The sequence below is a fragment of the Phycicoccus sonneratiae genome (assembly GCF_016887965.1).
Lineage (GTDB): Bacteria > Actinomycetota > Actinomycetes > Actinomycetales > Dermatophilaceae > Phycicoccus > Phycicoccus sonneratiae.
Map to the genome: position 1 here is coordinate 81,685 of NZ_JAFDVD010000001.1, position 22,203 is coordinate 103,887.

The 22,203-nt window shown below is 74.4% G+C and carries 22 protein-coding genes and 2 tRNA genes; 10 read left to right on the plus strand and 14 right to left on the minus strand.

Features of this window, described 5'->3' with window-relative positions; translation table 11 throughout:
* Window positions 1–97 precede the first annotated feature (97 nt).
* Window positions 98–697, minus strand: coding sequence for a hypothetical protein (locus tag JQN70_RS00400; protein WP_204129337.1), 600 nt, complete (start codon window positions 695–697; stop codon window positions 98–100).
* A gap of 137 nt (window positions 698–834) precedes the next feature.
* Between JQN70_RS00400 and JQN70_RS00405 the strand changes: the two genes are divergently transcribed.
* Both JQN70_RS00405 and JQN70_RS00410 read left to right on the plus strand, forming a co-directional pair.
* Window positions 835–908: transfer RNA gene (locus JQN70_RS00405), tRNA-Ile, on the plus strand.
* Window positions 909–940: 32 nt separating this feature from the next.
* Window positions 941–1,114, plus strand: a complete 174-nt coding sequence (locus JQN70_RS00410) for a hypothetical protein (RefSeq protein ID WP_204129338.1) — start codon at window positions 941–943, stop codon at window positions 1,112–1,114.
* A gap of 15 nt (window positions 1,115–1,129) precedes the next feature.
* On the opposite strand, the gene JQN70_RS00415 is transcribed toward JQN70_RS00410, so the two are convergent.
* Both JQN70_RS00415 and JQN70_RS00420 read right to left on the minus strand, forming a co-directional pair.
* Window positions 1,130–1,789 carry a nucleoside/nucleotide kinase family protein gene (locus tag JQN70_RS00415; RefSeq protein WP_307835730.1) on the minus strand — a complete coding sequence of 220 codons (660 nt, stop codon included), beginning with the start codon at window positions 1,787–1,789 and terminating at the stop codon, window positions 1,130–1,132.
* A 42-nt stretch (window positions 1,790–1,831) separates the two neighbouring features.
* The gene (locus JQN70_RS00420) at window positions 1,832–2,413 is read right to left on the minus strand and encodes a TetR/AcrR family transcriptional regulator (RefSeq protein WP_204129339.1); all 582 of its coding nucleotides are present in this window, start codon (window positions 2,411–2,413) and stop codon (window positions 1,832–1,834) included.
* A gap of 89 nt (window positions 2,414–2,502) precedes the next feature.
* On the opposite strand from JQN70_RS00420, the gene JQN70_RS00425 reads away from it, so the two are divergent.
* Window positions 2,503–3,354 carry an alpha/beta fold hydrolase gene (locus JQN70_RS00425; RefSeq protein WP_204129340.1) on the plus strand — a complete coding sequence of 284 codons (852 nt, stop codon included), beginning with the start codon at window positions 2,503–2,505 and terminating at the stop codon, window positions 3,352–3,354.
* Between the two features lie 17 nt (window positions 3,355–3,371).
* Here the strand turns inward: JQN70_RS00425 and JQN70_RS00430 are convergent, their stop codons facing one another.
* The 7 genes from JQN70_RS00430 to JQN70_RS00460 form a co-directional block, all read right to left on the minus strand.
* On the minus strand, window positions 3,372–3,629 hold the full coding sequence (locus tag JQN70_RS00430) for a hypothetical protein (protein WP_204129341.1): 258 nt from the start codon (window positions 3,627–3,629) through the stop codon (window positions 3,372–3,374).
* A gap of 134 nt (window positions 3,630–3,763) precedes the next feature.
* Window positions 3,764–5,671, minus strand: coding sequence for a DUF6541 family protein (locus JQN70_RS00435; protein WP_204129342.1), 1,908 nt, complete (start codon window positions 5,669–5,671; stop codon window positions 3,764–3,766).
* Entirely contained in the window at window positions 5,668–6,399 is a 732-nt protein-coding gene (locus JQN70_RS00440; protein ID WP_204129343.1) for an ABC transporter ATP-binding protein, read from the minus strand. The genes JQN70_RS00435 and JQN70_RS00440 overlap by 4 nt, the downstream gene beginning before the upstream one ends.
* Complete coding sequence (locus tag JQN70_RS00445) at window positions 6,399–7,250, minus strand: ABC transporter permease (RefSeq protein ID WP_204129344.1); 852 nt, start codon at window positions 7,248–7,250, stop codon at window positions 6,399–6,401. The genes JQN70_RS00440 and JQN70_RS00445 overlap by 1 nt, the downstream gene beginning before the upstream one ends.
* Entirely contained in the window at window positions 7,247–9,178 is a 1,932-nt protein-coding gene (locus JQN70_RS00450; RefSeq protein ID WP_204129345.1) for a glycosyltransferase, read from the minus strand. The genes JQN70_RS00445 and JQN70_RS00450 overlap by 4 nt, the downstream gene beginning before the upstream one ends.
* Complete coding sequence (locus tag JQN70_RS00455; protein WP_204129346.1) at window positions 9,175–10,353, minus strand: UDP-galactopyranose/dTDP-fucopyranose mutase family protein; 1,179 nt, start codon at window positions 10,351–10,353, stop codon at window positions 9,175–9,177. The genes JQN70_RS00450 and JQN70_RS00455 overlap by 4 nt, the downstream gene beginning before the upstream one ends.
* A complete protein-coding gene (locus tag JQN70_RS00460; protein ID WP_204129347.1) occupies window positions 10,350–11,318 on the minus strand; it encodes a glycosyltransferase in 969 nt (322 codons plus the stop codon). Before JQN70_RS00460 ends, JQN70_RS00455 begins: the two co-directional genes overlap by 4 nt.
* Before the next feature lie 169 nt (window positions 11,319–11,487).
* On the opposite strand from JQN70_RS00460, the gene glfT1 reads away from it, so the two are divergent.
* Window positions 11,488–12,381 carry a galactofuranosyltransferase GlfT1 gene (gene glfT1, locus JQN70_RS00465; protein ID WP_307835732.1) on the plus strand — a complete coding sequence of 298 codons (894 nt, stop codon included), beginning with the start codon at window positions 11,488–11,490 and terminating at the stop codon, window positions 12,379–12,381.
* Between the two features lie 13 nt (window positions 12,382–12,394).
* Here the strand turns inward: glfT1 and JQN70_RS00470 are convergent, their stop codons facing one another.
* Window positions 12,395–13,801, minus strand: coding sequence for an NAD(P)/FAD-dependent oxidoreductase (locus JQN70_RS00470; RefSeq protein WP_239110347.1), 1,407 nt, complete (start codon window positions 13,799–13,801; stop codon window positions 12,395–12,397).
* Window positions 13,802–13,942: 141 nt separating this feature from the next.
* On the opposite strand from JQN70_RS00470, the gene JQN70_RS00475 reads away from it, so the two are divergent.
* From JQN70_RS00475 to JQN70_RS00500, 6 genes are all read left to right on the plus strand, one after another.
* Entirely contained in the window at window positions 13,943–14,278 is a 336-nt protein-coding gene (locus JQN70_RS00475) for a cupin domain-containing protein (RefSeq protein WP_204129349.1), read from the plus strand.
* A 106-nt stretch (window positions 14,279–14,384) separates the two neighbouring features.
* Window positions 14,385–15,125 carry an amino acid ABC transporter ATP-binding protein gene (locus tag JQN70_RS00480; protein ID WP_204129350.1) on the plus strand — a complete coding sequence of 247 codons (741 nt, stop codon included), beginning with the start codon at window positions 14,385–14,387 and terminating at the stop codon, window positions 15,123–15,125.
* Between the two features lie 68 nt (window positions 15,126–15,193).
* The gene (locus tag JQN70_RS00485) at window positions 15,194–16,045 is read left to right on the plus strand and encodes a glutamate ABC transporter substrate-binding protein (RefSeq protein ID WP_204129351.1); all 852 of its coding nucleotides are present in this window, start codon (window positions 15,194–15,196) and stop codon (window positions 16,043–16,045) included.
* Window positions 16,046–16,188: 143 nt separating this feature from the next.
* Entirely contained in the window at window positions 16,189–16,866 is a 678-nt protein-coding gene (locus JQN70_RS00490) for an amino acid ABC transporter permease (protein WP_307835735.1), read from the plus strand.
* Window positions 16,863–17,798, plus strand: coding sequence for an amino acid ABC transporter permease (locus JQN70_RS00495; RefSeq protein WP_204129352.1), 936 nt, complete (start codon window positions 16,863–16,865; stop codon window positions 17,796–17,798). The genes JQN70_RS00490 and JQN70_RS00495 overlap by 4 nt, the downstream gene beginning before the upstream one ends.
* A gap of 91 nt (window positions 17,799–17,889) precedes the next feature.
* Window positions 17,890–19,458 (plus strand): glycoside hydrolase family 16 protein, encoded by a 1,569-nt coding sequence (locus tag JQN70_RS00500; protein ID WP_204129353.1) that lies wholly within the window; start codon window positions 17,890–17,892, stop codon window positions 19,456–19,458.
* Window positions 19,459–19,519: 61 nt separating this feature from the next.
* Here JQN70_RS00500 and JQN70_RS00505 read toward each other — a convergent pair.
* The 3 genes from JQN70_RS00505 to dnaG all read right to left on the minus strand — a co-directional run bounded on the left by JQN70_RS00505 (window position 19,520) and on the right by dnaG (window position 22,142).
* Window positions 19,520–19,592: transfer RNA gene (locus tag JQN70_RS00505), tRNA-Asn, on the minus strand.
* 88 nt (window positions 19,593–19,680) lie between these two features.
* Window positions 19,681–20,211: a hypothetical protein gene (locus tag JQN70_RS00510; RefSeq protein ID WP_204129354.1), complete on the minus strand. Its 531-nt coding sequence runs from the start codon at window positions 20,209–20,211 to the stop codon at window positions 19,681–19,683.
* On the minus strand, window positions 20,208–22,142 hold the full coding sequence (gene dnaG, locus JQN70_RS00515) for a DNA primase (protein WP_204129355.1): 1,935 nt from the start codon (window positions 22,140–22,142) through the stop codon (window positions 20,208–20,210). Before dnaG ends, JQN70_RS00510 begins: the two co-directional genes overlap by 4 nt.
* Window positions 22,143–22,203 lie beyond the last annotated feature (61 nt).

Genomic DNA, 22,203 nt, shown 5'->3' on the forward strand with positions numbered 1-22,203 from the left:
GTCACATCATGCACCACGCAGCGCACCCGCACCAGTGATCACACGGATCACTCGGGTGCGGGTGCGCCGGGGCCGGCTCGACGAGGCCCTCGGGGGGTCAGACCGTCGTGGCCGACCCGGTGGTCGTGGTGCTCGTGCCGTTGGCGTCGGACGGGTCGCTCGACCCGGTGCCCGAGCCCGTGCCGCTGCCGTCACCGTCCGGGGCCGCCCCGCCCTGGCCACCGCCGGGGCCGCCGGTGTGCTGCTCGGTGCCGGTGACCGCGAACGACGAGGAAAGGAGCACGTCGACGCGGCCGGAGTCGGTCGTCACGGTCACCTCGTAGGTGCCGTCGGAGAGGGCCCGCACGCCGGAGACGGTGCCGCTGCTGACGGCCGTCTGGGCCGCGGCCACGGCCTTGCTCGCGGCGTCGGCGGTCAGGGTGCCGCCCTCGTCCATCATCCCGCCCCGGCCGCCACCCGGCATCCCGCCGCCGTCGGTGCCGGCCTGTCCACCGCCCGGGAGGGTGCCGCCCGTGCTCCCCGTGCCGCCGCCCTGGTTGGCGTCGGAGCCGGTGCCGGGGGTGGCGGATGAGGCGGCGGAGGACGTCGTGCCGGTCGAGTCGGCCGCCCCGGCGAGCGTGGCACCGGTGAGGCCGAGGGCGACCGCGGCGGCGATGCCGACGCCACCGATCGCGAGGGTCTTGGTCTGGCGGTCCATGGGAGTGCTCCTTCGTCGGGGGACCTGGCGTGCCTCCCACGCTCCGGGTCGGCCCTGTGCCGGACCTGTCGGCGGTGTCTGGCACCCCTGTGACTCGGCGATAGGCTCGCCGGGCCGCGGCCCCGGACGCCGCGGGCGGGGCGTTAGCTCAGTCGGTCAGAGCAGCGGACTCATAATCCGTCGGTCGTCGGTTCAAGCCCGACACGCCCCACCGGACCGTGCTCGTCGACTCCAGGGGGACCCGTGATCCTGCTCATCATCGCCGTACTGCTGCTCGTGGTCGTCCTCGCCGGGACCCGTGGCCGGTCGGTCGACTCCGCTGCCCGGCGGCGGGCGTTCACCGTCCTCGCCGCCGTCGTGGGAGTCGGGGTCGTCGTGTGGGTCGTGGTCATCGCCGTCCAGGCCGGCTCGGCCTGACCCGCCGACCGCCGCTCAGAAGGTCGTGACGACCCGGTCCGCCCGGCCGCGCGTCGCGGCGACGAGGGCGGCGTTCGGCTCGTCGACCGACGCGATCCACTCTCGGGCGACCTCGGGCGCCTTGCCGAAGGTCACGTGCCGCTGGACGAGCGCCGTCATCCGCCGGTCCGGGTCGGCCTCGCAGAACCACACCTCGTCGAACACGTCGCGCACGAGCGACCACGGCTCGTGCCCGAGCAGCAGGTAGTTGCCCTCGGACACCACGAGCCGCGCCCCGGACGGGACCTCGATGGACCCCGCGAGCGGCTGCTCGAGGTCGCGGTCGAAGCCCGGCGCGAAGACGGCGTGGTCGGGGCGCGAGCGCAGGAGGCGGAGCAGCTCGAGGTAGCCCCACCCGTCGAAGGTCTCGGCGGCGCCCTTGCGGTCGCGCGTGCCGTGGGCCTCGAGGACCCGGTCGGCGAGGTGGTAGCCGTCCATCGGGACGTGCACCGCCGTGCCGGGGGACGCGGCGTTCAGCGCCGCGACGAGCCCGACGGCGAGGGTCGTCTTGCCCGCCCCCGGGACGCCGGTGAGGCCGAGCAGCGCACGGGGCGCGTCGTCGAGGAGGTGCCGTGCCGCCGCGACGAGGTCGTCGGGCACGGCAGGGACGGGATCGGGTGCGAGGTCGTCCGCCACGGCCCCAGCCTCGCACGACCGGCCGCGTCGGGTGGCCCGGTGTCAGCCCTCGTCCGGGTGGACGCCGAGCAGCGGCCGGAGCAGCTCCCAGAGCGCCTCCTCGGTCTCCGTCGGGGAGAGCCCGCCGTCCTCGCGCAGGATGCGCCACGTGGCGGCGTCGCACACGGCGACCACCTGCGCGAGCCGGCGCGCGCGGGTACGGGCGTCGTCCACCTGCGCCAGCCGCTCGGCGAACACGGACCCGCACCAGCCGACGTGGTAGGCCCGGGCGCGCTGGGCGAGCTCGGGCACGCCGGGTGCGAGGTGGGCCTCGGCGTAGAGCTTGAGGATGAGGGGCGCGTGCTGCTCGTAGTAGGCGACGAGGGCGCGCACGGTGCTTCGCGGCGACTCCCCCGCCGCGGCCTCCCGGTCGGCGGCCAGCCGGCCGAGCTCGCGCTCGACCGTCGCGGCGAGCAGCCCGGGCTTGCCCCCGAACCGGCGCACGACGGTCTGGACGGTGACCGCCGCGTCGGCGGCGACGTCCTCGAGCCGGATGCGGTCGTAGGGCAGCGTGGCGAAGCGCCCGAGCATCGCGTCGACGACCCGCTCCCCGGTGCGCTCGGCCGCCGCCGCTCGCGCCGTCATCCGGTAGGGCCTCGACCCCTTGACATTCATGCAAGCCACACTAACATCAACATATTCGTACTAGCCCGGCTCACCTCAAAAGGAACACCATGACGCACCGCCCGACCACCGACCCGACCACCGCCCCCGACCGGGTCGGGCACGTGCCAACGCGCCTCGGCCGCCTCCACGTCCGCAGCGGTGGCGACGGCGACGGCGCGCCCGTCGTGCTCTGGTCGTCGATGTTCGTCGACGGCCACACCTGGGACCGGTTCCTCCCGCACCTGCGCACCGATCGCCGGTACCTCGTCGTCGACCCGCCTGGGCTCGGGCGCAGCGAGCCGCTGCGGCGCCGCTCGACCGTCGCCGAGGCGGCCGACGCGGCCACGGACCTCCTCGCCGCCGTCTACCCCGACGCCCCGGTGGACTGGGTCGGCAACGCCCTCGGGGGGCACGTCGGCCTCGACCTCGGGACCCGCCCCGGCGTCCTGCGCAGCCTCGTCGCCGTCAGCTCCCCCACCGAGGCGATCGCCCCGGCGCTGCGGCGGCAGATCCACCTGCTGCTGCCCCTGCTGCGCACCCTCGGACCCGTGGGCCCGGTCCGCGACGCCGTGTTGGAGGCCATGCTCACCGACGCGTCGCGGGCCGACGAGGAGGTGCGACGCGTCGTCGCCGACTCGCTGTCCCGGCCGACCCGGCGCAGCGCGGCGCTGGCCGTGCGCTCGTTCATCCTCGACCGGGTCGACGTCACCGCCCGCCTCGCCGACCTCACCGTGCCGAGCCTCTTCGTCGCCTCCGACGACCGCGGCGACTGGGACCCCCGGGACGCCGAGGCGGCGGCCCGGCTCGCCCCCCGCGCCGAGGCCGTGACCGTCGCCGGTGCACGCACCCTCGTCCCGCTGGAGCAGCCAGAGGCCCTCGCCCGCCACGTGGAGCGCTTCCACGCCTCGCTCGAGGACTGACCGCCGGCGCCGCGGGGTCAGGCCCAGGGCGGACGCGCGAAGGTGGCCGCGTCCTCTTCGTCGACGTACTCGCGGGGTCGACGCCGGCTGTGCGCGCTGAGCCGGGCGAGGGCTCCGGCCGCCCGCGCGGCCTCGGCGAGCACGCGCTCAAGCTCGAGGGCGGCGGCCTCGCGGTCGACGGGGTCATCGACGGCGGCGACCGCGTCGAGCAGCCGGTGCACCAGCACGTCGGGCGGCGCGGGGACGGAGGGGGTGAGTGCGGGATCTGTGGTCACGACGTGTCCGGCCCGAGGCGAGGGGCGCCTCCTGCGACGGTGGGGCCGGACGGGTGCCTCGTGCTCCCGCACGCATCGACCCTACGTCAGAAGTCTACTCGCGCAGTCGGTTCCGCGACAGGGCCCGGCCGGCATCACGCGCCGCAGGCGGTGACCCGCCAGAGGGTGAGGGACCCGCCGGCGTCCACCCGCTCGAAGCCCGGGGCACCCGCCACCTCGAGCCCGTCGTAGTCGTGGCGCCGCCGGTCCTCGACCCAGAACCGCGACCCCCCGGTGAGCACGTGCGTCACCCCGAGGCGGCGGACGGCCGCGCAGACGTCCGGCCGCCGCGCCGCCGCGGCGAGGTGCGTGCCGACGAGCCGCCGGTCGGCGTCCCACGCCCCCGTGACGTGCGGGAACAGCGGATCGCGGTCGGCCAGCGGGCCGGTGAGCGCTGCCCCGTCGAAGGGGTTGCCGGCGACCACGCCCCGCGCGGGGACCTCCCCCGGCAGCCGGCCGAGCAGCGCCGCGGACGCGGGCTCCAGCATCGACTGGTACCGGTACCAGCGGGCGGTCACCTCGCTCGTGGCCGACCACGACAGCCCGCTCGTCGCGACGGCCACCACGGCGAGCAGAGCCCCTCCGACCACGACCTCCGGAGGGCGGGGCACGAGGACGCGCACCCGCCGGACCAGCGCGTCGACCCCGAGGGCCGCCAGCGGGACCGCCGTCACCGCGGCGAGCGCCGCGAGGCGGAAGGCGTCGTCGTACCAGGGGCCACCGGCCAGCCGGGCGAGCCGCGAGTCGCTGCCAGCGACGAGGGCGAACACCGCCCCGCTCGTCACGTGCACGGCGAGGAGCCAGCGCAGGGAGGCCCGTCGCCAGGCGACGACGCCGCCGAGGAGGGTGAGCCCGGCGAGGACGAGCGGGACGGGCAGCCGCTGCGGCGCGAGCAGCAGCCACTCCCCCAGCGCCTGCGGCACCGACTCGCGCGCCGGCCACGACGTGCGCCGCGTCGCCGCGAAGACCGGCGACCACGCGACGAGCCAGACGGTCACCGGGACCGCGGCGAGCGCGACCCACCTCCACCGGCCACCGCGCGGCCAACCGACCACGACGGCGACGACCACCCCGAGGACCAGCCACGACACGGCGGTGTTCGGGTGCGCGAGCACGAGACCCGCCGCGACGACGAGGAGGAGGACGACCGCCCGGACCGGCTCGACGCGGACCCGTGCCCCGGCCCCGAGGACGACCACGAGCAGGGCGAGCGCGGCGGGCAGCAGGGACGTGCCGAGGGCGTTGGGCCACAACGTCCCGTAGGAGGCGAGGACGACGGGGGACGCCGTGACACCCGCGGCCAGGGCGCCACCGGCGGCGAGGGCCACGGGGTGCGGACCGAGGGCCGCCCGCGTCAGCGCGACGCACCCGAGCGGGTGGACGACGGCGACGACGACGACGGCCAGCGCGGACGAGGCCGGGACCACCCCGACCCCCGAGCCGCCGGCCACGAGCGCGACGAGGTCGTGCCAGCCGGCCGGGTAGAAGGCGCGCGCCAGCCCGGGAGCGTTGACCGTCCCGAGGGTCAGCGACGACCCGTCGCCGCCCGTGAGCACCCGCCACGACGCCGAGAGGTGGAAGACCGCGTCGAAGGTCTGCGGCCACCGCCCGGGCGACCCGATCCCGTGCGCGACGCCGACGGCCAGCGACGTGCCCCCGGCGAGCACCCCGACCACCGCCCCCGCCCACGCCGCACCGCCGTCTCCCCCGCCCGGCGGGGCCTCCCCCGACGAGCGCGAGGGCACCCGTCGCGCCAGCGACCGCACGGCGCCGCCCCCGACGACCGCCACGAGCGCGCCACCGACGGCGACCGGCCAGCCCCAACGCAGCCCGACCAGCGGCGCGACGACGGCGCTCACCGCGAGCACCCCGACCGAGAACACCGGGGCCAGCGCCACCCGCAGCACGCCGCGCACGCCCAGCGCCCACGCGAGCAGCGCCCCGGGCACGAGGACGAGGACGGCGGCGGTCGCGAGGGCCGGCGCCGCCTCCCACCACGTCACAGGACGGCTCGGAGGCGCTCGACGGCGGGGACGACGGGGCCGTCGTGCACGACCCTCCCGGCGTCGAGGACCACGCCGCGCCCGCAGAGCCGCTCGACGAGCGGGAGGTCGTGGCTGACGACGACGAGCGTGCGACCCTCGGCCGACAGCTGCTCGATGCGCGTGAGGCACTTGTCGCGGAAGGCCTCGTCGCCGACCGCGAGCACCTCGTCGACGAGGAAGACGTCGGGCTCGGTGTGCACCGCGACCGAGAACGCGAGGCGCAGGAACATCCCGGAGGAGTAGAAGCGCACCTGGGTGTCGAGGAACGGCCCGATGTCGGCGAAGGCGACGATCTCCTCGAACCGGGCGCGGATGGTGGCCGGCCCCATCCCGAGGATGGAGGCGTTGAGGTGGACGTTCTCGCGCCCGGTGAGGTCGGGGTGGAATCCCGCGCCCACCTCGAGCAACCCGGCGAGCCGGCCGCGGACCCGCACCCGACCGGTGTCCGGGGCCATCACCCCGGCGACGAGCTTGAGCAGGGTCGACTTTCCCGACCCGTTGCGGCCCAGGAGGGCGACCGACTCCCCCTCGCGCACCTCGAGGTCGAGCGGCGCCAGCGCGTGGAAGTCCTCGTGCCGGGGCCGCCCCTGGACCGCCCACACCAGCCCCTCCTTGAGGGAGTGGGTGTGCCGCAACCGGAAGTGCTTCGAGGCCCCCTCGACCGACACCGCGACGCGACCGGCCATCAGAGCTCCTGCGCGAACCGGCCGGAGAGCCGCCGGAAGACGGCCTGACCGAGCACGACGAGGGCGGCCGCCACGACGAAGGCGATTGCGGTGCGCGCCGCGAGGTCGCCCGGGACCCGTCCGAGGTTCGCCGGCGAGGCCCCGGCCCAGGTCGCGCGGTGGACGAGGTCGACCGCGACGGTCAGCGGGTTGTGCTGGTACAGCGCGAAGGTCCACGACCCGGCGCCGAGGAGCCGCTCGACGAGGTGCGTCGGGTAGAGCACCGGCGAGGTCCACACGAGGACGGTGAGGACGAGGTCGACGACGTTCTCGACGTCGCGGAAGAGCACGTCGACGGCCGAGAGGAGCAGCCCCAGCCCCGTGGCGAGCAGGCCGGTGAGGACGACGCAGGCGAGCAGGGCCAGGAGGCCCACGAGGTCCGGCCGCCAGCCGGCGACGAGCGCGCCGACGACGAGGACGAGCAGCTGCGGCAGCAGGTGCACGCCCGCGACGCACACGCTGGCGACCGGGAACAGCTCGCGGGGCAGGAAGACCTTCCGGACCAGCTCGCCGTTCGCGACGACCGAGCGGGTCGCGTTCCCGAGCGCCTCCGAGAACGCGGTGACGACGACGAGGCCGCCGAAGAGGTACACCGCGTAGTCGTCGATGCTGTTCTGCCGCAGCACGAGTCCGAGCCCGACGAAGTAGACGGCGAAGGTGACCGCCGGCTTGACGTAGGACCAGCCGAGCCCGAGCAGCGAGGCCCGGTAGCGCACCCGGAGCTCCTTGCGGACGAGCAGCTGGAGGAGGTAGCGGCGCCGCGCGACCTCCGCGAGGCCACCCCCGACGCCCTGGACGACGAGCTCGCTCACCGCCGGTCCATCCCGAGGGTGCGCCGCCAGGCCTGCTCGCCGGCCAGCTCGGGCAGGGCGCCCCGGTAGCGCGAGGCGAGCTCCGGCCAGGCGGTCAGCAGCTCGCGGTGCACGTCGAGCGCCTCGACCACCGCACGGGCGGCGTCGCCGCGCGACCGGCGCAGCCAGGCCAGCCCCGCACCGTCGGCCGTGGCCACGAGGGCCGAGTCCATCCGCGCGAGCGACCACCAGCCGGCGTCGGCCGCCGCGACCTCGAGCTCGGGGGCGTAGTGGGCGCCCCGGGCGACGGGCGAGACCTGGTGCACGAGCCCTGCCGCGCCGGCGAGCAGCGTGGCCACCCGGCTGCTCGGCTGCGTGGCGTCGGGGTCCCGGCGGCGCCGACGTCGGGGCGTGACCGGGGCGAAGTCCTCGGCGTCCGGCCGCACCCGCGCGTCGGCGAACCCGCCGCGCAGCGCCCGCACCTCGCCGAGGGTGCTGCCGAGCTCGGCGTGCATCACCTCCGGGCCGCGCAGCACATCCCGCAGCGCGCGCGTCCGCAGGGCGGCGGCGCCGTACTGCATCGCGAGGACGTGCTTGACCGAGATGAGCAGGCTCTCGCGCACCAGCCGCCCGCCCCGGTCGTAGCGCGAGTGCAGGAGCGCGGCGACGATGCGGTTGCGGGCGTGGAAGTAGGCCTGCCAGTCGGTGCTGTCGTCCTTGTCGGTCCACGGGACGTGCCAGACGGCCGCGCCGGGGAGCGACACCGTCGGGTGCCCGGACGCCGAGGCGCGCAGGCCGAACTCCGCGTCGTCCCACTTGATGAAGAACGGCAGCGAGAGCCCGACGTCGCGCAGCACCGAGGTCGGGACGAGGCACATCCACCAGCCGGTGTAGTCGGCGTGCAGCCGCCGGTGCAGCCACGGGGTGGCGCGCAGGGTCCGCCGGGCGAGGTCGTGGTCGTGCACCGACGGCGCGGCCGGCCCCCACCGGAACTGCCACGGCCGGACGACCTCGGCGACGGCGTGCAGCACCGAGCGCTCGTGCATCGAGAACATGTGCCCGCCGACGACCGTCGGGCGCCGGCAGTGCCGCGCGAACGCCACCGCCCGCGCGATGCCCTCCGGCTCGCAGACGACGTCGTCGTCGAGGAGCAGCACGTGGGCCGAGCGGTCGGCGTCGAGCGTCTCGAGCATCGCTCGCGAGAAGCCCCCGGAACCACCGAGGTTCGCCTGCCGGATGACCCGCAGCCGGTCCCCGAGGAGGCGCCGCGCCTCGGGGAAGCCGGGGTCGTCGGAGACGGTGCGCGAGCCCTGGTCGACGACGACGACCTCGTCGAGCACGTCGACGAGCTCCTCGGCGGCACCGAGCTGGGCGAGCAGCGCCGCGCACGACGCGGGCCGGTCGAAGGTCGTGATGCCGACCGTGGTGCCGGCGGGGCGCAGTGCCGCCGGGTCCTCGACGGGCACCGACCAGTCGGCCTCGTCGAGGACGAGGCCGTCGGCGCCGGCGACGAGGTCGAACCAGTACCACCCGCCGTCGGCGAACACGTCGAGCGGCAGGCGCACCTCGTGGTCGGTGGCGCCGTCGAGCGGCCGGCTCGTCACCCGGGCGCTCGCCCCGCGCGCCGAGGAGCGGTAGACCATGAGGACGCCGGTGCCGGTCGCGCGGACCCGCAGGACGACCTCGCGGGCACCGGTCCAGCGTCGCCAGTACGAGGCGGGGAAGGCGTTGAGGTAGGTGCCGAACGAGGCGCCCACGCCCTCGGGCAGGCGGTACGAGCGCCGGCCGAGCACCTGGTCGGGGTGCTGGTCCGAGGGCAGCGACACGACCGGGGTGTCCTCGTCGGCGGGCGGCTCCTGCACGTGCCGTCCGTCGACGTAGAGGGGCAGCACGTCGAGGTCCCCGTCGAGCGGGAGGACGACCCGCGCGACGACGTCGAGGTGGGTCACCGGGCACCCACCGGGCGGCCGGCGAGGAGGTCGTCGAGCTCGTTGTCGACGAAGGTCAGCGCCGACGCGATCGCCATGTGCATGTCGAGGTACTTGTACGTGCCGAGCCGGCCGCCGAAGTGCACGCCGAGGCCGCGCTCGAGGGCGGCGAGCTCGCGGTAGCCGGCGAGCCGCTCGCGGTCGGCGGGCGCCGCGACCGGGTAGTACGGCTCGTCCCCGGGTCCGGCGAACCGCGAGTGCTCGCGGACGACGACGGTCCGGTCGCTCGGGTAGTGGGTGCGCTCGGGGTGGAAGTGGCGGAACTCCAGGACGCGGGTCCACGGCACCGACTCGTCGGCCTCGTTGAGCACCGCGGTGCCCTGGTGGTCGCCGACGGGCAGGACCTCCTGCTGGAAATCCAGTGTGCGCCAGCCCAGCCGGCCGTGGGAGTCGTCGAACCAGCGGTCGACCGGCGCGGTGACGACGAGCGGCACCTGCCCGACGAGGCGGTCGCGGTGCAGGTCGTGGCCACGGTCCAGCACGTCGGTGTCGAGCCGCACCTCGATGCGCGGGTGCTCGGCCATCCGGGTCAGCCAGGCCGCGTAGCCGTCGACCGGCAGGCCCTCCCACGTGTCGCTGAAGTACCGGTTGTCGTACGTGAAGCGCACGGGGAGCCGGGTGATGACCTCGGCGGGCAGCTCGGTGGGGTCGGTCTGCCACTGCTTGGCGGTGTACCCCCGGACGAACGCCTCGTAGAGCGGGCGCCCGATGAGCGAGACCGCCTTCTCCTCGAGGTTGCGCGGCTCCCCGACGAGCTCGGCGGCCTGCTGCGCGACGAGGGTGCGCGCGGCGTCCGGGCCGTGGGCGCTGCGGAAGAACTGGTTGAGCGTCCCGAGGTTGATCGGCATCGGGAAGACCTCGCCGCGGTGCACCGTCCAGACGCGGTGCACGTAGTCGGTGAAGGCGGTGAACCGGTTGACGTACTCCCAGACCCGCGCGTTGCTGGTGTGGAACAGGTGGGCGCCGTACCGGTGCACCTCGATGCCGGTCTCGGGCTCCACCTCGCTCCACGCGTTGCCGCCGATGTGGTCACGGCGCTCGAGGACGAGGACGTCGAGGCCGCGGTCCGCGGCCCGCTCGGCGACGGTCAGCCCGTAGAGGCCGGACCCGACGACGACGAGGTCGGCGCGCGTCACGCCTCCTCCTCGGTGCCGCTGCGCACGACCGGCGGGACCGCCGGGCGCCCCCCGGCGGACGTCCCCGCGGACGGGTGCCTGTGCCAGGCCGGCGCCACGGGCAGGGTCAGCTCGGTGGCGCTCGTGGCGGTCGCCGCGGTCGTCGTGAACGTGCGCCGGTACGCGCGGCGGCGCAGCGCGGTCGGCACGAGGCGGTACCCGCCCCGGACGACGCTGTTGCGCACGAGCTGGCCCGAGGTCGTGAAGCCCTCGGCCCGCAGTCGTCGCTGGAGGCCGAGCTCCGAACGCAGCTGCCGCACACCGCCCTTGCGCTCGTACGACCCGGCGTCGACCCGGTAGCGCACGAGGGGCTCGGCGATGTTCGCCACCCGGGCGCCGTTCGCGATCATCCGTGCGAAGACCCAGTAGTCCTCCATGAACGGCAGCTCGCGGTAGCCCCCGGCGGCGAGCACGGCGCTGCGGCGGTAGACGACCGTCGGGTGGTTGAACGGGTTGCGCCACCGGGCGGCCTCGGCGATCTCGGCCGGGGTGGTCGGCGGCACCCGCAGGACGCCGCCCTCCCCCGAGCGGACGTCGCCGTCCTCGACCTCGAGGACGGCGGCACCGACGAGGTCGGCGCCGGCCTCGACGACGGGCAGCTGCACGAGGAACCGGTGCGGCAGCGAGATGTCGTCGGCGTCCATCCGCGCGACGACGTCGTGCCGGCACGCCGCGAGGCCGCACTGCAGGGCCTGCGCGAGGCCGACGTTGTGCGACAGCCGGAGCCGGCGCACCGGCACCGGCGACCCGGACTCGAGGCGCTCGAGGGCCGACGCGAGCTCGGGGCCCACGTGGCCGTCCTGGACGACGACCACCTCGTCGGGCCGGCGGAGCTGCTCGTGCACGGTGCTGCGGAAGGCCGTGACGAGGTGGTCCGGGCGGTCGCCGCGGTAGACGGGCAGGAGCAGGGAGAACGGTTCGCTCACGTCGCCGACGCTAGGGACGGCAAGGGTACGGATGGTGAACTCGCCACGGCCGCAGGGTGACCGGTGTCCGGCGCTCGACCGACGTCCGCGTCCGACCGACACGTGGGGACCCCCTGCAGTTCACCTGCGGGTGGGGAGGTCGCCGCCGGCCGCCCCTACCGTCGACGTCGTGAGCCCGACCGCCCCCCGCGTCATCGCCGTCGTCGTGACCCACCGGCGCCCCGGCCTCCTCGCCCAGGGCCTCGCCGCCCTCGCCGCGCAGGACCGCCGCCCCGACCACCTCGTCGTCGTCGACAACGCCGACGACCCGCACACGCGTGACGTCGTCGAGGAGTGCGACCTCCCCCTCACCTACCTCCCGTCCGCGACCAACCTCGGCGGGGCCGGCGGCTTCGCGTACGGCGTGCTCACCGCCCGCGCCCTCGGGGCCGACCTCGTGTGGATGGCCGACGACGACGGGCGCCCGGCGACGACCTCCACCCTCACGCGCCTCCTGCGGGCCGCCGCGGACGAGGACCTCGAGGTGGTCGCCCCGCTCGTGCTCGACGTCGACGACCCGTCCCGGCTGGCCTTCGGCCTGCGCCTCGGGACCCGTCGGGCGGCCGTGCGCACCGACCTGCCGGGCACCGGGGTCGTGCACGGCGTGGCCAACCCCTTCAACGGGATGCTCCTGACGACCCGTGCGCTCGACGCGGTCGGCGTGCCGGACCCGCGCCTCGTCGTGCGCGGTGACGAGGTCGAGCTGCACCGCCGGCTCGTGCGCAGCGGGCTGCCGTTCGGGACCTGCCTCGACGCGACGTGGCTGCACCCGTCCGGCACCCGCGACGTCGTCCCGCTGCTCGGCGGGTCGGTGCCGGTCTACGTCCCGGCCGACCCCGAGCGGGCCCGCGTCGCGTACCGGAACCTCGGCTGGCTGACGAGCCAGCCCGGGATGCGGTGGCGGCGCTGGCCGGACGAGGCGCGCTACGCCTGGTACCACCTCGTCGTGCGCCGCGACCCCGAGGCGTGGCGGGAGTGGCGCGAGCGCTCGGCCGCGGGCCGGCGCGAGCAGTTCGTCTCCTGACCGGGGCGCGACCTCAGCTGTCGAAGCCGATGCCGACCGCGTCCATCCCCCGCAGCCAGAGGTTGCGCCGGCCGGTGCGGTCCTCGGCCGCGAGGCTGGCCCGCGTCGCCTTCACCCCGAGGGTGCGGAACGGCTCCGGCGGGAAGGGCAGCGGCTTGCGGCGCACCATCCCGAGCCGGGTGACCTCGGTGTCGCGGCCGTTGACGAGGTCGAGCGCGACCCGCGCGCCGAACCGGGTCGAGGCCACCCCGAGGCCGGTGTAGCCGACCGCGTACGCGAGCCGGCCGCCGAGCGCCGTGCCGAACACCGGCGTGAAGCGCGAGGTCGTGTCGATGACCCCGGCCCACCGGTGGGTGAACCGGATGCCGTCCAGCTGGGGGAAGATCTCGAGGAAGTGGCGCGCCAGCAGGTCGTGCGACGCCGACTGCTCCAGCCGGGCGTCGATGCGCCCCGGGAAGTGGTAGTTCGCGTCGTAGCCGCCGAAGAGGACGCGGTCGTCGAGGGTGCGCCGGTAGTAGTGGAACTGGTTGCCGGCGTCGGTGAGGCCCTCGCGCCCCTCCCACCCGACGGCCGCGAGCTGCGCGGCCGAGAGCGGCTCGGTCATGAGCACGTGGTCGTAGACGGGCAGCGTGTACCAGGCCAGCCGGCGCAGCACCCCGCGGAAGGCTCCGGTGCCGACGACGACCCGCCGCCCGTGCACGCTCCCCCACTCGGTGCCGACCCGCACCCCGTCGCCGTCCTCGTCGAGCGAGGTGACGGCGGTGTCCTCGTGGAGGCGGACCCCGAGGCGCTCGGCGGCCGCCGCGAGCCCCCAGACGAGGCGGGCCGGGTCGACGAGCCCGACGCCCGGTTCGACCATCCCCCCGAGGTAGCGCGGCGAGTCGACGCGGGCGCGGGCGGCCTCGGCGTCGAGCAGCTCGACGTCGACCCCGTGCTCGCGGTGCAGGTCGTACGCCTCGCGCACCGTCGCGACCTGTCGCTCGTCGAGGGCGAGGGTCAGCTCGCCCGGGACGTGGAGGTCGCAGTCGATGGCGTACCGCTCGACGGTGTCCGCCAGCGCCGAGAAGTTCTCCGCGCCGAGCCGCTCCAGCGTCGGGACCTCGTCCGGCCAGCAGGCCACCCCCTGCGCGAGCCCGTGCGTGAGCGAGGGCGACACGAAGCCCCCGTTGCGCCCCGAGGCCGCGACGCCGAGCCGCCCCCGCTCGAGGACGACGACGTCGAGGGAGGGGTCGTCCTCCTTGGCCTGCACCGCCGCCCACAGCCCGGTGAACCCGCCGCCGACGACGACGAGGTCGGCCCGGTGGCCGTGGCCGGTGAGGGCCGGCCGCGGGGCGGGGCGCAGCGCGGGCCGGTCGGTCCAGAAGACGTCCGGGACGGCGTCGGCGAGGGAGGCGCGCACGGCACCCGGGGACACGGCCATGACGGGCATCATGCCCGAGCGACGCACCACCGGGCGAGCCCCCGTCCATCGGATCCGCTCGTCGTCGACCCCTCACGCGCCGGATTGCCACCGTCCCGACGACCTGTGGCTTCTCGATCCGTCACGTGGGAGCATCCGGGGATGACCCAGCGCCTGCTCGCCGACGACGTCACCCGGCTGCCCCTCGACCACGAGCCACTGCCCGGCGACGAGGTCGAGGACGGGTCGCCGACCGCGGCGGTCCGCACCCTCGACACCCTCGGCGGGGTCGAGGTCGGGGTCTGGGAGATGACGGTCGGTACCGCTCGCGACACCGAGGTCGACGAGGTCTTCGTCGTCGTGGCCGGGTCCGGCACCGTCGAGTTCGAGGACGGCGAGCGCCTCCGCCTCGGTCCCGGGACGGTGGTCCGCCTGCGCGCCGGTGACCGGACCCGGTGGCTCGTCGACGAGCCGCTGCGCAAGGTCTGGGTCGCCTGAGGCGGACGACCGGATCGGGCCGCGGCAGGTCTCGGAACGGTCACGGTCTGCGGAAGTCCGGCTGACAGTTCCCTGAGATGCCGGGTCTTGACTAGGTTGCTGGACCATGAGTGAGCCCCTCGTCGTCCTCGAGCGCGTCAACAAGCACTTCGGGGACCTCCACGTGCTCCGCGACATCGACCTCACGGTGGGTCGCGGCGAGGTGGTCGTGCTCATCGGTCCGTCGGGCTCGGGCAAGTCGACGCTGTGCCGGACCATCAACCGCCTCGAGACGATCGAGTCGGGCTCGATCACCGTCGACGGCAAGGCCCTCCCCGAGGAGGGCAAGGAGCTGGCCGCCCTGCGCGCCGACGTCGGGATGGTCTTCCAGTCCTTCAACCTCTTCGCCCACAAGACGATCCTCGAGAACGTCACGCTCGGGCCGGTCAAGGTCCGCGGGACGAAGAAGGCCGACGCCGAGAAGCGGGCCATGGAGCTCCTCGAGCGCGTCGGCGTCGCCCACCAGGCCGAGAAGTACCCCGCGCAGCTCTCCGGCGGCCAGCAGCAGCGGGTGGCCATCGCCCGGTCGCTGGCGATGGACCCCAAGGTGATGCTCTTCGACGAGCCCACCTCGGCGCTCGACCCCGAGATGATCAACGAGGTCCTCGACGTCATGGTCGAGCTGGCCCGCAGCGGCATGACGATGATCGTCGTCACCCACGAGATGGGCTTCGCGCGCAAGGCCGCGAACCGCGTCGTGTTCCTCTCCGACGGCCAGGTCGTCGAGGAGGGCACGCCCGAGGAGTTCTTCACCAACGCCCGGAGCGAACGCGCCCGGGACTTCCTCGGGAAGATCCTCACCCACTGACCCACGAGGGACCGCACACCGCCGAGGCTCGACCACTCGGGCCGCGGCACGACAGGGAGGACCAGCACATGACGACACGACGATGGGGTGCGCTCGCGGCCACGGCCGCCGTGGCCCTCGGGCTCGCGGCCTGCGGCTCGGACGCGGGGAACACCGGCAGCGGCGGCGACGGAGGCGACTCCGGCGGCGGCAGCGGCCTGAAGGTCGGCATCAAGTTCGACCAGCCGGGCATGGGCCTGAAGAAGGGCACCGAGTACAGCGGGATGGACGTCGACGTCGCGACGTACATCGCCAAGGAGCTCGGCACCGAGGCCGGCGACATCCAGTGGGTCCAGGCGCCGAGCGCCCAGCGCGAGACCCTCATCTCCACCGGGCAGGTCGACATCGTCGTCGCGACGTACTCGATCACCGACGCCCGCAAGGAGAAGGTCTCCTTCGCCGGGCCGTACTTCGTCGCCGGGCAGGACCTCCTCGTCCGCGCCGACGACTCCTCGGTCACCGGGCCGGACGCGCTCGACGGCAAGAAGCTGTGCTCGGTCACCGGCTCGACCTCGGCCCAGAACGTCAAGGAGGACGTCCCCGGCGTCCAGCTGCAGGAGTTCGCCACGTACTCCGAGTGCCTCCCGGCGCTGGCCAACGGCGGCGTCGACGCGCTGACCACCGACGACACGATCCTCGCCGGCTACGCGTCGCAGGAGGAGTACAAGGGCAAGTTCAAGGTCGTCGGCCAGCCGTTCTCCGAGGAGCGCTACGGCGTCGGCCTCAAGAAGGGCGACACCGCCCTCTGCGAGAAGGTGAACGCCGCCATCACGAAGATGGTCACCGACGGCGCCTGGCAGAAGGCGATCGACGACAACCTCGGCCCGGCGGGCTACAAGCCGGGCGCGGGCAACCCGCCCACGCCCGACGCCTGCTCCTGACCACCCCCGCGGCCGGGGGGGGGGCCCCCCCCCCCCGGCGGGGGGGCCCCCCCCCCCCCCCCCGGGCGCGCGGCCCCCCCCCCCCGGGGGGGCGCCCCCCCACCCCGCGCCGCCGCCACCCGGAAGGAGCCGCCGTGGGTGAGATCGGCGACATCCTCGCGAAGTACGACGTCCTCGCGGCGTTCGGGATGACGGTGTACCTCACCGTCTTCTCGGCGGTCGGCGCACTCCTCCTCGGCACGGTCCTCGCGATCATGCGCGTCTCCCCCGTCGGGGTGCTGCGCTCGCTCGGGGCGTTCTACGTCAACACCGTGCGCAACACCCCGCTGACGCTCATCCTCGTCTTCTGCTCGCTGGGGGTGTTCTTCATCCTCCAGCTCAACCTGGAGCCAGCCAGCTCACCGACCTTCCTGCGCGACAACGCGATCCGCTGGGCGATCGTCGGGCTGGCGGCCTACCACGCCGCGTTCGTGTGTGAGGCGCTGCGCTCGGGCGTCAACACGGTGCCCGCCGGACAGGCCGAGGCCGCCCGCTCGATCGGGCTGACCTTCGGCCAGTCGTTGCGCGAGGTGATCCTCCCGCAGGCCTTCCGCGGGGCGATCGCCCCGCTGGGGTCGGTGCTCATCGCGCTGACCAAGAACACCACCGTCGCCTCGATCGTCAGCGTCTCCGAGGCCTCGGCCCTCATGAAGGTGATCATCGAGAACGAGACCGCGGGCACCGCCGTCTTCCTCGTCTTCGCCATCGGCTTCGTCGTCCTCACCCTCCCGGTCGGCATGCTCTTCACGACGCTCTCCCGGCGGCTGGCGGTGAAGCGATGAGCACCTCGGTCCTCTTCGACGCCCCCGGTCCCCGCGCCCGGGCTCGCCACCGCCTCCTCACCCTCCTCGGGCTGCTGCTCGCGGCCGGGACGCTCGCGCTGGTGCTGTGGAAGTTCGCCCAGCAGGGCCAGCTCGAGGCCTCGATGTGGCGCTCCCTCCTCCTCCCGGAGGTCTGGACCGAGTACGTCCTGCCCGGCATCCGGCAGACCCTTGCCGCCGCCGGTGCCTCGATCGTCGCCGCGCTGGTCTTCGGCCTCGTCTTCGGCATGGGCCGGCTCTCGACGATCCGCCCGGTGCGCTGGGTCGCCGGCACGATCGTCGAGTTCTTCCGGGCCGTCCCCGTGCTGCTGATGATGTACTTCACGTTCACCCTCTACGCGCGCAACAACGTCTTCGGGGTCGACTTCAACTCGTTCTACGCCGTCGTCACCGGCCTGACGCTCTACAACGGGTCGGTGATCGCCGAGCTGGTCCGCTCGGGTGTGCACCAGCTGCCGAAGGGACAGTCCGAGGCCGGGCTCTCGATCGGCCTCTCCCCCGGGCAGACGTTGCGCTCGATCGAGCTGCCGCAGGCCCTCACCGCGATGCTCCCGGCGCTGGTCGGCCAGCTCGTCGTCATCCTCAAGGACAGCGCGCTCGGCACGGCCATCACCTACCCGGAGCTGCTCGCCCAGGCCAAGAACGTCGGGACCGCCTACGGCAACGTCATCCCGGCCTACGTCCTCGCGGCCGCCCTGTTCATCCTCCTCAACTACGGGCTGACCGTCGTCGCCGGCCGCGTCGAGCGCCGCATCAACCGGCGCGGACGGGCCGCCGGCGGGACGACGACCAACGCGATGCCCGGGGCGCCGGGAGGCACCGGGGCGATGCCGAGCACCGGGCTCGGCGGCGACAACGTGCAGAACCTCGATCCGACGAGCACCGGTCGCTGACACCGCGATCCGCCAGGTCTTCCCCTCCGGCCCCCCGGGTCGCTAGAGTCGGCCCGCTTGGTCCTGTTCAACGGAACCCGGGGGGGTCATCGTGATTCGTCGTGCTGTGTTCGCGTCCGTGCTCGTGGCGGCGGTGGCGGGAGGAGGTCAGGCCTCGGCGCTCGAGCACCGACCACCACCGGCCTCCGTGACGACGGCCGGCTCGGTCGCCGCCGTGCCGTCGGTGGCCGCGGCCCTCCCCGACCCCGGCGACCCGACGTGGAGCAAGGTCTTCGAGGACGGCTTCACCCAGACCCACGTGGCGACCACCGACGGCGACCCGACCTACCCGGCCGTCTTCACGACGCCGGAGGGCCGCGCGATCTGGCGCAACATCGGGTCGGAGAAGGTGATGAACAACTGCGCGACGGTCGACACCTCGGGCGACGGCATCCTCACCGTCAACGCGAAGCCGCGCAACGCCGACACGGCCACGCATCCGTGGCGCTGCCGGATCACCTCGACCTCGACGTTCAGCGGTGGGACCTACGTGTTCGCCGCCAGGGTCAAGGTCCACGCCAGCACGGGGAACCTCTCGTCGTTCTGGCTCAACTCCGCGCTCGGCGGCGCGTACAACGAGATCGACGTCATCGAGGACGCCGGCACCGTGTCGCACCAGCAGGGGTGCAAGGCCACCGCCTCGCTGCCCTCCAACCACGGCACGACCGACGGTCCGTACTACGGGTTCAACCACACCTACTACTCCTCGCGCTCGCCGAAGGACGTCGGCCGCAAGTTCTGCCTCCCGCAGGGCCGGGCCACGGCGCTGCACGACGGGGGCTTCCACACGTTCCACGTCGAGTGGACCCCGGGCGTCCCGATGCGCTTCTTCGTCGACGGCGTGCAGTCCGCCGAGTTCCCTGCGCAGTACTCCGTCGACAGCCCGCTGACGGCGATCCTCACCAACGTCGACAAGCAGAACGGCAGCGCGACGTCCGGCTTCCAGGTCGACTGGGTCAAGGTGTGGAAGAAGAACCCGCCGCCCCCGCCGCCGGTGTGCAACGACAACGAGTGCTTCCGCGCCCAGCTCGGGACGCAGGCCTACACCTACCGGCCGAGCTCGAACGAGGCGAACCCGCAGCTGACCCGCATCGTCTTCGACAGCAAGTTCTACGCCGCCACCTACCCGGACGTCGTCGCCTGGGCCAACGGCAAGGTCGCGAGCCAGGGCGGGAACTTCTACGACCACGTCCAGTGGCACTGGCTGCACTACGGCATCCCGTGGGGGCGGACCGGGTCGGCGACCTTCGACCCCATCTTCTACATGAACGCCCAGCCCGACGTGTCCGCCGCCTACGGCTGGAACAACTACGCCGGCGCCATCTCGCACTACGTCTCGAACGGCCGGTTCGAGGGCCGGCGCGCCTCGCTCGCCTTCGACCCGGGGTGGTACCGGGCCCGGTACGGCGACCTCGCCGGGTGGGCCAACTGGGCGGTCGTCGACCACTTCACGGTGTACGGCCTCAGCGAGGGGCGTCAGGGAGCCCCCGAGTTCGCCCCCGCCTGGTACATGGCCGTCAACTCGGACCTGCGCGCCGTCTACGGCTCGAACAACTACCGGGCCGGGCTGAGCCACTGGTACGCGCACGGCCGGGGCGAGGGACGTCCCGGCGCGCCGTGACGGCACCCGTCGTGTGACGCGCGAAGGGCCCGGACCGAGGTGGTCCGGGCCCTTCGTCGCGCTCCCCCGGTTGGACTCGAACCAACAACCTGCCGATTAACAGTCGGCTGCTCTGCCAATTGAGCTACAGGGGAAGGTCTGCTGCGGGATCGCCGCAGCAGCGCGCGCAACGATAGCAACACCCGGCCCACCGGTAGAAATCGGGGTGCCCGGTCGGCCGGCTCAGTCGAGGCCAACCTGCTCGCGCACCCGGGCCAGCCCGGCGCGCACCTGTTCGGCGACGTCCGGGTCGTCGGCGCGCACGCCGCGGCCGAGCACCGCCTGGCTGACGAGGGCGTTCGTCGCGAGGTCGCGGCGGACCACCACCTTGGCGGTGCGCCGCAGCCCGAGGTCGAGGGCCTCCGCCAGCACCACCGACGCCTGGACCCGCTCGCGCAGGGTCTCCGGAAGCATCCCCGGCTCGGTGAGGACGACGCGCAGCGGGGGCCGGCCGTCGACCCAGGTGACGCGCAGCACCCCTCCCTCGCCCCACGTGCCGGCGTCGACGAGGTGCCACGGGCGCGAGAGCACGACCTCGGCAGCACCCTCCACGGAAGTCCGCACGACGTGCAGCCGGTGCCGGCCGGCGACGAGGGTCGTGCCGTCGTCGCCGGGCGCCCACGCCAGCAGGCGGTCACCCTCGGCCGGGTCGATCGCCGCGGCGACGTCGGCGGGGACCGGCGGGCGGCGCAGCCCGGTCCAGCGCAGCCTCACGACGTCGCCCCCTGCCGCAGCCGCACCCGTTCGAGCTCGAGCGCGTGGAGGCTCGTCGTACGCTCGCGCAGGGCGTCGGGGCCGGCGTCGGGGTCGTTCTGCACGCGGCGCAGGGTCGCCATCGCGTCGGCGATCTGCCGGCCGAGGTGGGCGTCGCGGACCCCGACGACGAGGCTGTCGAGGTAGCGCTTGGGGGGCAGCCCGGTGGAGACGTCGTAGCGGACCGGCAGCGGCGCGACCGAGAGCTCGGCGACGAGCGGCTTGACCGGCACCGGCGCCGCCTCTCCCACCGCCGAGACCCAGGCGGCGGTCGACCCGGTGCGCGCCCCGGCGGCCAGGGCGATGCGGATGCCGTCGAGGACGGCCCGGTGCGCCGGCGCGGTGAGCGCCTCGGGCACGAGGGTGTCGAGGACGGCGTCGGGGAACTGCGACGGGTGCTGGACGACGGCCTGGAGCAGCTGGCGCTCGGCGGCGACGACCGGGTCGCGCAGGTCGGGGGCCGGGAGTCCCGGGGCGTCGGCCGGCCCCGGCTCGGGGACCTCGTCGGTGCCGGACGGGCGGCGCTCGTGCTCGTCGGGGGGCACGAGCTTCGGGGCGTGGCGCACGGCGTCGGCGAGCTGCTCGACCTCGAGGCCCAGCCACCCCGACACCGTGCGCGTGTACTCCGGGCGCAGGCTGGCGTCGCGGATCGAGCCGATGATGGGCGCGACGGCCTTCATCGCCTGCACCCGGCCCTCGGCGGTCTCGAGGTCGAAGCGGCGGATGGTCGTGCGCACGGCGAACTCGAACATCGGGACGGCGTCGTCGACGAGGGCCGCGACGGCGGCGTCGCCCTTGGCCAGGCGCAGCTCGCAGGGGTCCATCCCGTCGGGCGCGACGGCGACGAAGGACTGCGCGACCCAGCGCTGGTCCTGCCCGAAGGCCTTCATCGCCGCAGCCTGGCCAGCCTTGTCGCCGTCGAAGGTGAAGACGACCTTGGCGGGCGCCTGGTCGGCCTCGTCACGCATGATCCGCCGGAGGATCTTGATGTGCTCGACGCCGAACGCCGTGCCGCAGGTGGCCACGGCCGCCTCGACGCCGGAGAGGTGCGCGGCCATGACGTCGGTGTAGCCCTCGACGACGACCGCCCGGCGGTCGTCGCGGATCGCCTTCTTCGCGAGGTCGAGGCCGTAGAGCACGGTCGACTTCTTGTAGATGGGCGTCTCGGAGGTGTTGAGGTACTTCGCGGCGATGCGGTCGTCGTCGAAGAGCCGCCGGGCGCCGAAGCCGACGGTGTCGCCGGTGGTGTCGCGGATCGGCCAGACGAGCCGCCCGCGGAACCGGTCGTAGAGGCCCCGGCTGCCGCGGCCGGAGAGCCCGCCGGTGACGAGCTCGTCGTCGGTGAACCCGCGCTGGAGCAGGTGACGGGTGAGGGCGTCGCCGTCCCCGGGGGCGAAGCCGACGCCGAAGTGCTCGACCGCCGCACCGTCGAACCCCCGCTCGCGCAGGAAGTCGCGACCGGTGCGGGCGTCGGTGCGGGTGCGGTCGAGGAGCAGGCCGGTGTAGTACTCCTCGGCCGTGCGGTGCGCCTCGAGGAGCCGCGAGCGCTTGCCGAGCGAGGTGCCGCCCTCGCGCGGGCCGCCCCCCTCCTCGTACCGCAGCTCCATGCCGGCCTTGGCGGCGAGGCGCTCGACGGCCTCGGTGAACGTGAGGTGCTCGACCTTCTGCACGAAGCTGATGACGTCGCCGCCCTCGCCGCAGCCGAAGCAGTGGTAGCTGCCGACCGTGGGGCGCACGGTGAAGCTCGGGGTCTTCTCGTCGTGGAACGGGCAGAGCCCCTTGAGCGAGCCGACGCCGGCCGGGCGCAGCGTGACGTGGTCGCGGACGACGTCCTCGATGGACGACCGCTCCTTGACCGACGCGACGTCCTCGGCCCTGATCCGACCCGGCACCCGACCCCAACCCTTCTCGACTCGTGCGTGAGTCTAGGTCGTGGGGGTGTCGGGCCGCCGG